The organism is Rhodococcus sp. P4_E4 (genome assembly GCF_056401575.1).
Genome location: NZ_JBFUJB010000027.1, coordinates 1 through 12,927, shown reverse-complemented (window position 1 = coordinate 12,927; position 12,927 = coordinate 1). Strand labels below are relative to the sequence as shown.

The window sequence follows — 12,927 nt, the reverse complement described above, 5'->3', positions numbered from 1 at the left end:
CTAGTCTGGCTCCGTGATCCTTCTCCTCATCGGCCTCGCGCTGCTCGGATTCTGCGGCTACCGGTTCAGGCAGGATCGGCGGAGGCTGAGCAACGGCGTCTATCTACTTCTCGGAGTGATCTTCACCGGTCTGTGGATGCTGCAGTCGGGTGCACCGGGGACCGAGATCCCGTCGTTCGTCATCGCGACGATCGCTCTGCTCTCGCCGTTGCTGGTGCTCCTGCTTGCAGGATTCCTGATCGTCAACGGGGTCACGATACTGCGGCGCGAGGGATTCAGCGTGGCGAACCTGCTCTCCCTCGTCGCCGGACTCGCACTGCTCGTTCCCTACGTTCTGCTCGCATCAGCGTTGCTGACGCAGAGATATTGGCTCGCAGTCGTTCTCGGATCGTTCAGCCTGGTCGCGTCGTACCTGGGGTTTCTGTTCACGAGCTTTCTGCTCTACTCCTACGTGTACGGACGCCAGAAGTACCAGCCCGGGATGGACGCGATAGTGGTGCACGGCGCCGGGCTTTCGGGTGCCGACGTGACGCCCCTGCTGGCCAGCCGTCTGGACAAGGCCGCGGACATCTTCCGCGCCGAGGTCCGCGAAGGACGTTCACCGCTGTTGGTCGTCAGCGGCGGGAAGGGATCGGACGAGGTGGTCAGCGAGGCTGAGGCAATGTGCGTCTACCTCGTCGATCACGGGATCCCGCGCGAGAACGTGATGCTAGAGGACCGTTCGACCACCACGCTCGAGAATCTCGAGTACACCAGGGACCTTCTCCGCGCCGACACCACGAAGCCTCGAATGGTTCTGGTCACCAGCAACTTCCACATACTCCGAACCGCAACTTTTGCCCGAAGCCTCGATCTGGACGCAGAAGTCATCGGTTCCCACACCGCCCGGTACTACCTGCCGAGCGCTATTCTGCGCGAGTTCGCCGCCGTCACGGTGGAACACAAGTGGCTCAACGGAACGGTCTGCCTGATCCTCGCCGCCCTGCCCCCACTGGTTGTCTGGGCGGCAGGAGGCATTGCGTAGCAAGCCTCACCGAATCAGGCTCTCGACGCCCATCGGTCGGCGACCCAGAAGCAGTTCCACGGCAGCACTGCCCGCAAGGAAGTCGTGGTGGTTGTAGAACTCGAACATCGCCGCCAATCGTGAGCTGGCGTTGACGTCCAGGCCGCTGCCGATCTGTTCACGCCATTGATCCACGCTGATCTGTTCTATCGCGACGGTACGTGACGTCTGCTTCTCCACCATCTGTGCCACCTCCATGACGCTCAGAGCTTGCGGACCCCCCACCTCGTACGTCGCTCCGTGATGCTCGCCCGGGCCCTCGCTCAGGACGACCGCGGCAACAGCTGCCACGTCCGCCAGACTCACGAACGAAAACCTCGTGTCCGCGCTGTACGGCACGACGATGGTCTCTGACCGACCCGTGAGTACCGCTTCGAAATTCTGCGCGTACGCACATGGTTGCAGCACAGTCCATTTCAAGGGAGAACGATGCAGTTCGTCCTCACACCTGGCTTTGTCCAGGTGATGCGGCATTGACGGGCTGAACGGCCACGCCACGGAGTGATAGACAAAGTGTTCCACCCCCGCCGAAGCCGCTGCCGTCAGCGCATTGCGAAGCAGTGCCGGCTCGTCGGGATGGACGTTCGGAGCAATGAAGTACACCCCTCGGCACCCGGCGAGGGCCTTGCGCAGCCCTCTTCCCGTTTCGAGTTCTACCTCGAAGTCCCCGTCGACGCGCGCCTTTCGCACCAGTCGCCGAGCTGTCACGCTCGGCGGCAGTGCAGCGACGACTGCCTCACCGGTCTTACCCGCGGCGCCGATCACCGCGATGTCGGCGCCGCGAGCAATTCCGTTCTCCATGAGAGTTTTCCGTCCTAGACGTAGTCGTAGACCGCTGAGGTGGCGCCACCGGAAAGCTGCGCGTAGCCCGGACCCCGATCGAAGAAGGGTTCGTTCTCACCGCGCTCCGAGCGCAACTGATCCCGTAGCTCCGTGGTAGCAGCCTCGTCGACCGACGGCTCGTCACCCTCGATCACGACAACACCGTAGTCGTCGCGTGCACCCTCGACGGAAACCTTGCGCCACTGAATGTCTCGCAAGACCTCTTCGATCGGGCGCTCCAGTGGATCTCCCCAACCGCCGCCACCGGTGGTACGAATTCGTACGACCTCGCCGGCCTTGATCGGCTCGGCATCGGTCAGTGCGTCGAACTCACGCTCGTTCGGTCCACCCGGATCCAGGACGACGGAGAACGGCCGACCGGCCTTGCCGCCCTTGACTCCCCAGCAGGCGAGGATCGAACGGTCCGCGATGGACATGAAGTGCGCATCCTTGAGCATCCGGATGTGCTTCTCGTATCCCAGGCCGCCGCGGTAGCGTCCGGCTCCGCCGGAATCCATGGCCAGACCCAGCTTCTCGACGATGAAGGGGAAACGGCTCTCGGTGAATTCGGTCGGCAGGTTCCGTGAGTCGGGAACGACGTGAATCGTGTCCTCACCGTCGGCGTAGTAACGTCCGCCCGAACCGCCGCCGAGCACCTCACGCATGAGGTACGAGTGACCCTCGAAGTCTTCACCGTAAACACCGGTGTACCTGATGGTCTCCTGGTCGGCGGGCATGTTGCCGTCCACAGCCTTGGCGACGACGCCGGCCAGCACTCCGAGCAGACGGAGGATGACAAAGGTGCGAGCGTTGGTGGGGGCAGGGAAGATCGGGGTGATCAATGTTCCCTTTTCGGGGAACTTCATCTCGATCAGCGGTACGACGCCCTCGTTGACATCCAGTTCGGCCATGCGCTCGGGGGTGTCCGCGAGGTTACGCAGAATCGGGGCCAACCACTTGATGAGGAAGTTTCCGTCCGCGTAGTCACCGCAGTGGTTGATCGGGCCCTTTGCCTGCGGTCCGGTTCCGTTGAAGTCCAGGATGAGTCGCTCGCCGCCCTCGTCCTCCGGCCGCGTCTTCGTGAGCGTGATCCGCTGGATGTGGAGCATCGGCTCGTCGACGCCGTCGTGCTCGGCGTAGTCCTCCCACGTGTACTCACCGACCGGGATCTTGCTGAGGATCTCGCGGCGGTACGTCTCGGTGGTCGCGTCCATCATCGCGTCGAAGCACGACTCGACGGTGTCGACGCCGTAGCGCTCGAACAATTCGGTGAGTCGACGCGCACCCATCAGGCACGCCGAGCACTCGGCGTCGAGGTCAGCTGCGAGAGCGTCCGGCATGCGGGAGTTACGCGTCATGATGCGCAGCGCCGCCTCGTTGGGAACTCCCTGGTCCCACAGTTTGATCGGCGGAACCATCAAACCCTCTTCGTACACCGTGGTGGCGCCGGACGGCATGGAGCCGGGGCAGCAACCGCCGATGTCGTCGTGGTGACCGAATGCCTGAACGAACGCAACAACCTTCGGCTCGGCATCGGGAGTGACGCGGGCGAAGACAGGCACCGTGACGCAGAGGTCGGGGAGATGGCCGATGCCACCTTCGGACAGGTAGACGTCGTTGTGGAAGTACACGTCTCCCGGCTTCATCGTCTCGAGTGGGAAGTCCCGGGCGATCGGATGAACCAGGGCGGAATACGAACGGCCCGTGAGCTTGCGGAGGTTCCGGTCGTGAATACCGGCGCGGAAATCGTGAGCGTCACGGATCATCGGCGAACGCGAGGTGCGCGAAATGGAGGTCTCGACTTCCATTTCCACGCTGGCGAGGTAACCGGCGACGATCTCGACCAGGATCGGATCAGGTGACGCGCCGTCGGTAGCGGTGAGTCGGTACGGCTTGGCCGCGGTGGCAGCAGCAGCATCGAGAATGGCGGTCATCACTTCACTCCGTTCGAGTCGGAAGACTTCGAGATACGAATGTTCCCGAAGGTGTCGATACGTGCCGAGAATCCGGGGTGGATCGGGACAGTCGAGCTGAACTCCTCGATCACGGCCGGTCCTTCGATGACGTCACCCGCACCGAGCAGCGTGCGGTCGTAGGTAGCAGTTTCGACCCAGCTGTCGAAATACGATTGCCGCGAACCGGTTCGGGCGTTGTCGGCGCCGGTGCCGGCGGGGATCTCCTTGAGCGTCGGACGCTTGATCGGGCCGATGCCGCTCACGCGCAGGTTGACCCATTCCACGTGCTGCGACGGGTCTCCCCGGAAGTCGTAGCCGTACAGTTCGCGGTGCGCCTGATGGAACGCCTCGGCCGCGTCGTCCATGATCTGCGCCGTGACGGTACCTTCCGCCACCGGGACGCGTACCTCGAAGGCCTGACCGAGGTAACGCAGATCCGCAGTACGGGAGTACTTGCGCTGCGTCTCGTCGAATCCTTCTTCGGCAAGCGCGATCTCGGCTTCGCCGGCCAGCGCGTCGAACTGGCTCTGCAGGTCTTCAGCCTTCAACCGGTCGTGACGACTGACATGCGTCTGGACGTAGTCGTTGCGGACATCGACCGTCAGCAGACCGAACGCGGAGACGTTACCCGGATTGAGCGGGACAAGAACGTCTTTCAGACCCAGGATGTCGACGAGACGGCAGGCGAGCAGGGAGCCGGAGCCGCCGAACGTCACGAGGGTGAAGTCGCGAACGTCGAGGCCACGCTTGACCGTGATCTGACGCAGGGCATTGGCCTGGTTCCACGCCGAAACCTCGAGGACGCCGACCGCACACTCCTCGAAGCCCAGACTGAGCTGTGTTGCAAGCTCTTCGAGGCCCTTGCGTGCCAGTTCTGTGTCGAGGGGAATTTCGCCGCCGAGCAGATGTGGTGGGATGCGTCCGAGCAGGACGTGCGCGTCGGTGATGGTCGGTTCGCTGCCGCCCTTGCCGTAGCACAACGGTCCGGGATCGGCGCCGGCCGACTGAGGGCCGACCCGGAGGGTGCGTTCCGGCGTCATCCACGCGATCGAGCCACCGCCGGCGCCGACGGTCACGACGTCGATCATCGGGATCTTCGAGGGGTAGTTGCCTACTCGCCCTTCGGTGGTCAGCGCGGGCTCGCCGCGAACCACGACGGTGACGTCCGTCGATGTTCCGCCGCCGTCACAGGTCAACACCTGCTCGACGCCGGCCGCATCGGCGATCAGCGCAGCACCGAGAGCCCCGGCAGCCGGTCCCGACAGAACTGTCGTAATAGGCTGGTGAACAACCTCTTTGGCCGACAGGACACCGCCGTTGGACTTCATGACGTAGAACGGGATGTCGCGGGGTTCGCCGTCGGTGGTCGAGAACTCACGCAGACGATTCGCGATGTTGTTCACGTAGTTGCGGATGTTCGGCTTGACCGCGGCGTCGACGAGAGTGGTGATGGACCGCTCGTATTCGCGGTACTCACGAAGCACCTGGCTCGAGATGCTCACCGTCGCATCGGGGAAGACTTCGAAGAGGATGTCGCGAACGCGCTCCTCGTGCGTCGGATCGGCGTACGAGTGCATGAGGCAGACGCCGATGGTCCGGATGCCGCGGTCCTTGAAGAACTGCGCTGCGCTGCGGACGCTCTCTTCGTCGAGCGGACGAATCTCGCTGCCGTCGAAGGAAAGCCGTCCACCGACGGTGCGTACACGATCGGCGGGAACGATGCGTTCGGGCTTGACCCAGAAGTACGAGTTGCCGTAGCCGTCCGGCACCGACTGACGAGCGATTTCGAGAACGTGCTCGTAGCCTTCGGTGGTGATGAAGCCGAGGTTCTCGACCTTGCCTTCGAGCAGCTTGTTGGTCGCAACGGTCGTGCCGTGGCTGACCGCACCGATCGAGTCGCCGCTCTCGCCGAGCTTGGCGAGCACCTTCTCGATACCGGCGAGAAAGCCCTCGGCGGGGTCCGCCGGGGTGGACGGGGTCTTGGTGGTGACGATGGCGCCGGTTTCGTCGTCCACTGCCACGATGTCGGTGAACGTTCCGCCGGTATCGATACCGACCCGAATCTTCCTGGGTTCCACGCTTCCTCCTGAGATCTTTGGCTCGTCTCGTCTGGTACCGATCGACGGTTGTGGCCTAGCCGGTGAGTGGCTCGTACCTGACGTGTAGTGCTATTCCACAGGTTCGGAAGGGCGGATTCTTTGTCACAATTCGCCGAATCGGGGGACCAAGGTTCGGCGCACGATCACGAGCGGATCTTCGCCGGCGCCTCCATGGGTTACGCGGACGTGAAAAACGCCCCGAACCTGGTCGGTTCGGGGCGTTTCCCTCATCGTGAATCAGCTGTTGACACCTGAGTGAACTACTCGCGACAACCAGAACGCGCCAGGAATCCGCCTATAGCAACACCTGACAAAGCAATGGCTGCGCCGACGACGGCGCTGACCATCACCGTGCGAGCATCTGTGCCGCCCGCTGTCGGTGCAGCGGCCGGAAGAACCGCCGGTGCCGCGACAGCTCCGGAAACGACCGGCGCGCCTTCGACCGCCACTGCCGGTATTGCCGCCGCCACGGCGGCAGTGACCTTCTCGGGGATGCCGTTGGCAATGACGCCGTCGATGCTCTTGAAGAACACCCCGGCCATCTTCTTGGCTACACCGGTGATCATGCGCTGCCCGACGCCGCCGACCATCCCGCCGACCACGGCATCGGCGTCATACGAAAGCAGCGTGCCACCCTCGTTCTCCGTCAAGGTGACCGTGACGTCCGCCTTCACCGTGCCGGGAGCACCAGCCCCCGAAGCCGTCATGACAAACGAATTGGGCCGATTCTGTTGCGACAGAACAACCTCGCCGTCGTAGACGCCCTTGATCGACGCAACTCCGGCCATGATGGAGAGCTTGTAGTGATTGTCCGTGAGCTGCTCGAGCGACTGCACACCGGGAATGGTCGCGGCCAGTACACGACCGTCCTGGAGCTTGTCGTAGACCTCTTCGCGAGGTGCCGTCAGCTGCGCGGTGCCGGCGATTCTCATGCATTCTCCTCTGATGACGAACCCGCATGTGCGAGTCGAAGTTCGAACAGTTCGGACGGTGAAATGGGCATGGACGTGATCGAGATTCCTTCGGCGTCCTCGATGGCGGCCGCGATGACGGCGCTGGTGGGGATCACACCGGCCTCACCGGCACCCTTCATTCCGAGTGGGTTGAGCCCTGACGGCGTGACGGTGTGATCCATCTCGAGCGAATCCGGCATCTCGGTGACGAACGGCATCAAGAAGTCCATGTACGACGCGTTGAGCATCTGCCCGTGCTCGTCGTAGACGATCCGCTCGTAGAGTGCGCCGCCGATACCTTGCGCGACGGCGCCCATGACCTGGCCTTCGACGATGCGGGGGTTGATCACGTTTCCGCAGTCGTGGATGACGACGTAACGACGGACCGTGATCTCGGCTGTCACGGGATCGGTTTCGACGATCGCCGCGTGCACTCCCGAAGCGAAGGTGGAACTGGGCGGCGAGTAGTAGCCGGTTGCTTCCAGACCAGGCTGCTCACCCTCGGGAATCGGCGGCTTCGACATGTCCGTGTCGGTCTTGGCGAAACCGGTGGCCAGCTTCGACTCACGGTCGAACGCATATCGTAGCGGGTTCGACAGCACGGCAACAACACTCAGCGGTACGGACGTACCTTCCACACCGGCTTCGGTGCCGATCTTGCACACGTGGCCTTCCCGGAGTTCCAGTTCGGTTTCCGGCAGATCCAAGATTCCGGAGGCGATTTTCTTCGCCTTCTCCGCGACCATCTGCGCCGCGACATGGAAGGCCGAACCCGACATGACCGCCCCACGCGAGGCGAAAGTGCCTACGGCATAACCGAACCGGCGGGTATCACCCGTGACGATCTCGACGTCGGAGACCTTGACTCCGAGATCGTCCGCAACGATCTGGGCGAACGCGGTCTGATGGCCTTGGCCTTGCGTCGTCAAGCCTGTTGCCGCCTTGACCTTTCCGGACGTCTCGACCACGACGTGGGCACCCTCGTAAGGTCCCGGGCCGGTTCCCTCGACGTACGCACCGATACCGATTCCGACCGACCGCCCTTCGGCGCGAGCCTTCCTCTGGTACTCGGGAAATCCGTCCCAGTCGATGAGCTTCTTGAGCTTGTCGATGCCTGCCTGGTAGTCGCCCGTGTCGTAGATCAACGGGCGTCCGTCCTGGAACATCAGGCCGAAGTCGTACGGCATGTCCTCAGGGCGAATGAAGTTCGCCTCCCGCACCGCGATCTTGTCCTTGTTCAGGTACTTGGCGATGGCGTCCATGGATCGCTCCATAGCGAACACTGCCTGCGGACGTCCGGCGCCGCGGTACGGGGTCACGATGACCGTGTTGGTGTACAGCGAATAGGCGTTGACCCGGAACGACTTCGGCTTGTACGGCCCGAGAACCTGCGTCGCGGTGTTGATCATGACGATGATCCCGTACGGCAGGTAGGCACCGTTGTCGTGCCAGAACGTGAAGTCGAACGCCAACAGGCGACCCTCGTCGTCGAATCCGATGTCGACCTTCTGGATCTGCCCACGCTCGTGCGCGCTCGAGATGAAGTGCTCACGGCGATCCTCGACCCACTTCACCTCACAGGAGATGCCGGCCTGGCCGAGGCGTCGAGCGGCCCACGTGATCATCACTTCTTCGGGCCACGGGTGAACGATCTTGACGCCGAATCCACCGCCGACGTCAGGAGCGATGCAGTGAACCTTGTTCAGCGCCATCCCCAATCGCGCGGCGATTGCGGCGCGGGCGGACGTGGAGGTCTGGGTGGAGGTCCAGAACGTGAGGGTGTTCTCGTCGCCGTCCCAGCGCGCGTAGACACCCTTGCCCTCCATCGGCATGGAAGCCGAACGCTCGATTTCGAGATCCAGCGTCAGTCGGTGCGGCGCGGCGGCCAGTTCGGCATCCAGATCTCCGAACCCGTGCTGCAGGTGAGCGGCGACGTTGTCCGGAACGTCGGCGTGGACGGCGTTGGCGGCGGTGCGAGCGACGTCGATCCCCACTACAGGCTTCAGCGCCTCGTAGGTGACGTCGATCTTCGCGCAAGCGTCCTCGGCGATGTACCGGTTATCGGCGACCACCATGGCGATGGCTTCGCCGACATGCTTCACCTCGTCCTTCGCGAGGGGATACCCGTTGCGCGGAGCGATGATTCCCGGATGCGGAATGAGCAGTGGCAGGTTCTCCGCCATTTCCGGCGTGTCGGCCAGGAGATCTTCGTAGGTGTAGATGGCATGCACACCAGGCACTTCCAGCGCCTGGTCGATGTCGATGTCGATGATTCGCGCATGAGCGTGCGGCGACCTGACGAATGCCGCGATCAGCGCGTTGTGGCCCAGATCGTCGAGGTATCGCCCCTGACCACTGAGCAGACGCGTATCTTCCTCGCGCGGAATCGGTTTACCGAAGAACTTGCCGTCGTCGGCAACCGAATGATCGGCCGTCGAATGATCGGAAGCGGGGTGCTTCGCCCCGTTGCGCTTTGCTGGTTTGATCGGAGTACTCATGCCTTACCCGCCCGTCCTCCGACGGGATTCGTTGTTCCCCGCACCTTGCGATCCAACGCCTCCCGAGTGGACGCGTCGTCGATTCCGAGCGGGAACTGCCCGGCCCGTTCACGCTTGATCTCGGCTGCGCGCAGAACCGACGCCCTGATGTTCTGGTATCCCGTACAACGGCAAAGGTTTCCCGCGATCGCGTCGGTTGCTTCCTCACGTGTGGGATTGGGGTTCTCCTCGAGAAACGCCGCGATGGTCGTCACGAATCCCGGAGTGCAGAATCCGCACTGCAGACCGTGACAATCCTTGAACGCCTGCTGAACCGGATGCAAAGTACCGTCCGGCTCGACGAGGCCTTCGACGGTCGTGATCGATCGACCTTCGAGGCTGGCAGCGAGGACGAGGCAGGACCGAACCGGCTTTCCGTCGAGCAGCACGGTGCACGCACCACACACGCCGTGTTCACAACCGACGTGCGTGCCCGTCTTACGGAGGTGGTGACGAATGGCATCCGAAGCCAAAGTGCGGGAGGGAAGAACGACGGTGCTCGTCACCTCGTTGAGCGTGAACGTCACGGCCACATGGTGCTCACCGGTGTCTGCTGCCAACTCGGCAAGTTGATCATCGATGGAGCGATCGTTTTTGGACATTGTCACCACTTTCCTGCCAGTACTGCGTTCTCACTGAGAGCATCCGTTGCCGCCGCGAAGCCGACCCGCGCCGTGAGCGCGGACACCAACTGCGAGCGGTACGCCGCCGTCCCGTGAATGTCTGCCTCGGTATCTATCTGCGCGCGGGCGCATTCTCCGAGAGTGCGCCATCGCGGGTCTCGCTGATCCGTCGCGGACGCCCCCGCCAGCACGTCCGTGTAGTCCACGACCTGCCCCAGCTCTCCGGCGGACACGTACGTCATGTGCGCTTCGGCCACCAGACCGTCGACCACGCGAATCCGGGCGACGACGCCGACCAATGCGTAGTCACCGTGACGACGCGCGATCTCGTCGATGGCGGTCCCCACTCCGGGTTCGGCGCCGGGCACCGACACCGACACCGCGATCTCGTCCGATTCCAGGCTCGACTCGAGAGGACCGGCAAAGAGATCCGTCGACGCGATCTCGCGGGTGCCACGCACCGACTGGACGGTCACGCTGCCGCCGAGCAGTGTCAGGACTGCCGGCATCTCCGCCGACGGGTCGGCATGGACGATGGAACCGACGCTCGTCCCGCGGTTACGGATCGTGGGGTGCGCTACCAACTGCAGAGCACGGTTCAGTAGAGGCTGAACTCGACGAGCACCTTCGTCGGCCGCCAGCGCCGAGTGCGTGGCCAGGGCCTGGAACCGCACTCCTTCGTCTTCGGACGAGGTCACCGAAGCGAGGTTCGGGATCGATCCGATGTCGACGATGTGGGCGGGCGCGGCGAGGCGCATGGACAGCAGCGGCACAAGCGATTGCCCACCGGCGAGCACCTTCCCCTCGTGAGAGACCTCGGAGAGGATTCGGCACGCGTCCTCGACCGAGGACGGTCGGTGATAAGTCAGCGGCGACGGTTTCATTACTCAATCCTGCCTCTATGAGTCACTTCACGTTTTGTGCAGATGTGACAACGGTCACGGGTCATACCTGGCATACATTCAACTTGGCATCACGTGAGCTGCGCCACGGGCTCTTCCCGTTCGTCATCTGACGTATCCGGACCCGTCATGGAGCCCGGTCGCCTGCCGGGCTCCGGCCTGTTCAGTTCGGGGTTCCTGGACCCGACGAACTGGCAGAAGTGGTACATCACGATCAAGACGATGGTGCCGAGCGCGATGCCTCCGAGTGAGAACGTGTCACTGAACTTCAGAGCCGTGTCGCCGATACCGATGATCAGACCGGCGGCGATCGGCATCAGATTCAGCGGATTCCCGAAGTCGACACCGTTCTCTTTCCAGATCTTGGCGCCGAGCAGACCGATCATGCCGAACAGAACCACAAGAATTCCGCCGAGAACGCCGCCGGGAGTCGCCGCCATGACCGCCCCGAACTTGGGGGAGAAGCCAAGCAGGATCGCGATGACACCCGCGATCACGTACGCGGCGGTCGAGTACACCCGAGTGGCTGCCATGACACCGATGTTCTCGGCGTGTGTCGTCGTGGGAGAGCCGCCTACTGCGCTGGCGATGGCGGTGGCAAAACCGTCACCGGCAATTGCGCGTCCGATGTACGGGTCGAGATCGTCGCCCGTGATCTCGGCGACGGCCTTGACGTGACCGGCGTTTTCCGCGACCAGTGCGATGACACCGGGAAGGACCAGAACGATGAACGTGAGGCTGAACGAGGGAGCGTGGATACCGACGATTCCGTTGGCTTCGTCCGAGAACGGCGGCAACCCGAACCACGACGCCGAGTGCACCGAATCCCAGTTGACACGAAAGTGCTCGGTGGGTGCTCCACTACCGCCGGCGGACGTGATCGGACCGGAGACCCGGTCGAGGACCCACGAGAAGATGTAGCCGAAAACCAGCGCGACGAGAATGGCGATACGTCCCAGGAAGCCGCGTAGCGCAACGCTCATCACGATCAGGGCAACCATCACGATCAGCGCCACCCATTGGTCCTGCGGCCAGTACAACCCCGCGACAACGGGCGCCAGGTTGAAACCGATCAGCATCACCACAGCGCCGGTGACCACCGGCGGTAGCGCTTTACTGATGACGCCACCGCCGAGAAAGTGGATGGCGATGCCGACGAATCCCAGAACCAACCCCGACACCAGAATCGCACCGGTCACTTCCGCCGTCGTTCCACCCTGAGCACGAATAGCGGCAACGCCGCCGACAAAGGCCGCCGACGTACCGAGGTAACTGGGGACGCGTCCTTTGACCACCAGGAGGAAAAAGAGCGTACAAAAGCCCGACATCATCACGGCAAGTTGGGGATTGAGACCCATGATGATCGGGAAGACGAACGTCGCGCCGAACATCGACACGACATGCTGGCCACCCAACCCGATGGTTCTTCCCCAACTGAGTCGCTCGCCGGGAGCGACCACTTCACCGGGTCCGATGTTCTTTCCGTCTCCGTGCAACGTCCAGATCGGCATGACGAGACCTTTCGCGAAGGAGGAAGGTGTTCGAAATGCTTTGTGCCCCAGCTCACAAACACCGTGTCTGGAGTGAAACGCTAATGCAGCAATCAGATTTGGACGTGATGACAATCTGCCAGAACCCACTCACCGAGATTGGCAACAATGGTGGCAGATGACGCGGGCAGGGGTCATCGTCAGTGCTGGAGACAGTTTCGACCCAAATGAGGACCGCTCCGCGAAGGGCCCAAACATTTTCTTCGGCTTAATGATTCCGTAACACGATGTCTGTCAACGGAAACGAGGTACCTAGCCGAGGGCTGCGAGGATTCCTGCTGCCATCTCCGCGACCTGATCGTCGGTCATGACGAACGTCGGCGAAATCTGCATCGCACCCTGACCCGCCGCGCGACCCGAAATACCGTGCTCACGCAACGTCTTCACGAACGGCAAAGCCTCCGCCGGATCAGCCAACTGCAC

The 12,927-nt window shown here is 62.9% G+C and carries 9 protein-coding genes and 1 pseudogene; 1 reads left to right on the top strand and 9 read right to left on the bottom strand.

Going from position 1 to position 12,927, the window contains the following annotated elements:
• The first annotated feature begins 13 nt into the window (after positions 1-13).
• Positions 14-1,024, top strand: a complete 1,011-nt coding sequence (locus tag AC1DVN_RS27125; RefSeq protein ID WP_446695325.1) for a YdcF family protein — start codon at positions 14-16, stop codon at positions 1,022-1,024.
• A gap of 6 nt (positions 1,025-1,030) precedes the next feature.
• Here AC1DVN_RS27125 and AC1DVN_RS27120 read toward each other — a convergent pair whose 3' ends face one another.
• From AC1DVN_RS27120 to AC1DVN_RS27080, 9 genes and pseudogenes are all read right to left on the bottom strand, one after another.
• Complete coding sequence (locus AC1DVN_RS27120) at positions 1,031-1,864, bottom strand: NmrA family NAD(P)-binding protein (protein ID WP_020971400.1); 834 nt, start codon at positions 1,862-1,864, stop codon at positions 1,031-1,033.
• Positions 1,865-1,878: 14 nt separating this feature from the next.
• Positions 1,879-3,819, bottom strand: coding sequence for a hydantoinase B/oxoprolinase family protein (locus AC1DVN_RS27115; protein WP_003946069.1), 1,941 nt, complete (start codon positions 3,817-3,819; stop codon positions 1,879-1,881).
• On the bottom strand, positions 3,819-5,918 hold the full coding sequence (locus tag AC1DVN_RS27110; RefSeq protein ID WP_133727391.1) for a hydantoinase/oxoprolinase family protein: 2,100 nt from the start codon (positions 5,916-5,918) through the stop codon (positions 3,819-3,821). Before AC1DVN_RS27110 ends, AC1DVN_RS27115 begins: the two co-directional genes overlap by 1 nt.
• A gap of 281 nt (positions 5,919-6,199) precedes the next feature.
• Positions 6,200-6,871, bottom strand: coding sequence for an SRPBCC family protein (locus tag AC1DVN_RS27105; protein ID WP_003946004.1), 672 nt, complete (start codon positions 6,869-6,871; stop codon positions 6,200-6,202).
• Positions 6,868-9,390: an aerobic carbon-monoxide dehydrogenase large subunit gene (cutA, locus tag AC1DVN_RS27100; RefSeq protein WP_477994430.1), complete on the bottom strand. Its 2,523-nt coding sequence runs from the start codon at positions 9,388-9,390 to the stop codon at positions 6,868-6,870. Before cutA ends, AC1DVN_RS27105 begins: the two co-directional genes overlap by 4 nt.
• The gene (locus AC1DVN_RS27095) at positions 9,387-10,031 is read right to left on the bottom strand and encodes a (2Fe-2S)-binding protein (RefSeq protein ID WP_029256750.1); all 645 of its coding nucleotides are present in this window, start codon (positions 10,029-10,031) and stop codon (positions 9,387-9,389) included. Before AC1DVN_RS27095 ends, cutA begins: the two co-directional genes overlap by 4 nt.
• A gap of 2 nt (positions 10,032-10,033) precedes the next feature.
• On the bottom strand, positions 10,034-10,936 hold the full coding sequence (locus AC1DVN_RS27090) for an FAD binding domain-containing protein (protein WP_477847908.1): 903 nt from the start codon (positions 10,934-10,936) through the stop codon (positions 10,034-10,036).
• 89 nt (positions 10,937-11,025) lie between these two features.
• The gene (locus AC1DVN_RS27085; protein WP_477847906.1) at positions 11,026-12,465 is read right to left on the bottom strand and encodes a uracil-xanthine permease family protein; all 1,440 of its coding nucleotides are present in this window, start codon (positions 12,463-12,465) and stop codon (positions 11,026-11,028) included.
• Between the two features lie 291 nt (positions 12,466-12,756).
• Positions 12,757-12,927: pseudogene (locus AC1DVN_RS27080) on the bottom strand (aspartate aminotransferase family protein); the annotation flags it as partial.

Excerpts from the sequence above, each read along its gene's own strand:
- AC1DVN_RS27085 (WP_477847906.1), bottom strand. The coding sequence starts at position 12,465 with ATGCCGATCTGGACGTTGCACGGAGACGGAAAGAACATCGGACCCGGT.
- AC1DVN_RS27095 (WP_029256750.1), bottom strand. The coding sequence starts at position 10,031 with ATGTCCAAAAACGATCGCTCCATCGATGATCAACTTGCCGAGTTGGCA.
- AC1DVN_RS27105 (WP_003946004.1), bottom strand. The coding sequence starts at position 6,871 with ATGAGAATCGCCGGCACCGCGCAGCTGACGGCACCTCGCGAAGAGGTC.
- AC1DVN_RS27090 (WP_477847908.1), bottom strand. The coding sequence starts at position 10,936 with ATGAAACCGTCGCCGCTGACTTATCACCGACCGTCCTCGGTCGAGGAC.
- cutA (WP_477994430.1), bottom strand. The coding sequence starts at position 9,390 with ATGAGTACTCCGATCAAACCAGCAAAGCGCAACGGGGCGAAGCACCCC.
- AC1DVN_RS27115 (WP_003946069.1), bottom strand. The coding sequence starts at position 3,819 with ATGACCGCCATTCTCGATGCTGCTGCTGCCACCGCGGCCAAGCCGTAC.
- AC1DVN_RS27120 (WP_020971400.1), bottom strand. The coding sequence starts at position 1,864 with ATGGAGAACGGAATTGCTCGCGGCGCCGACATCGCGGTGATCGGCGCC.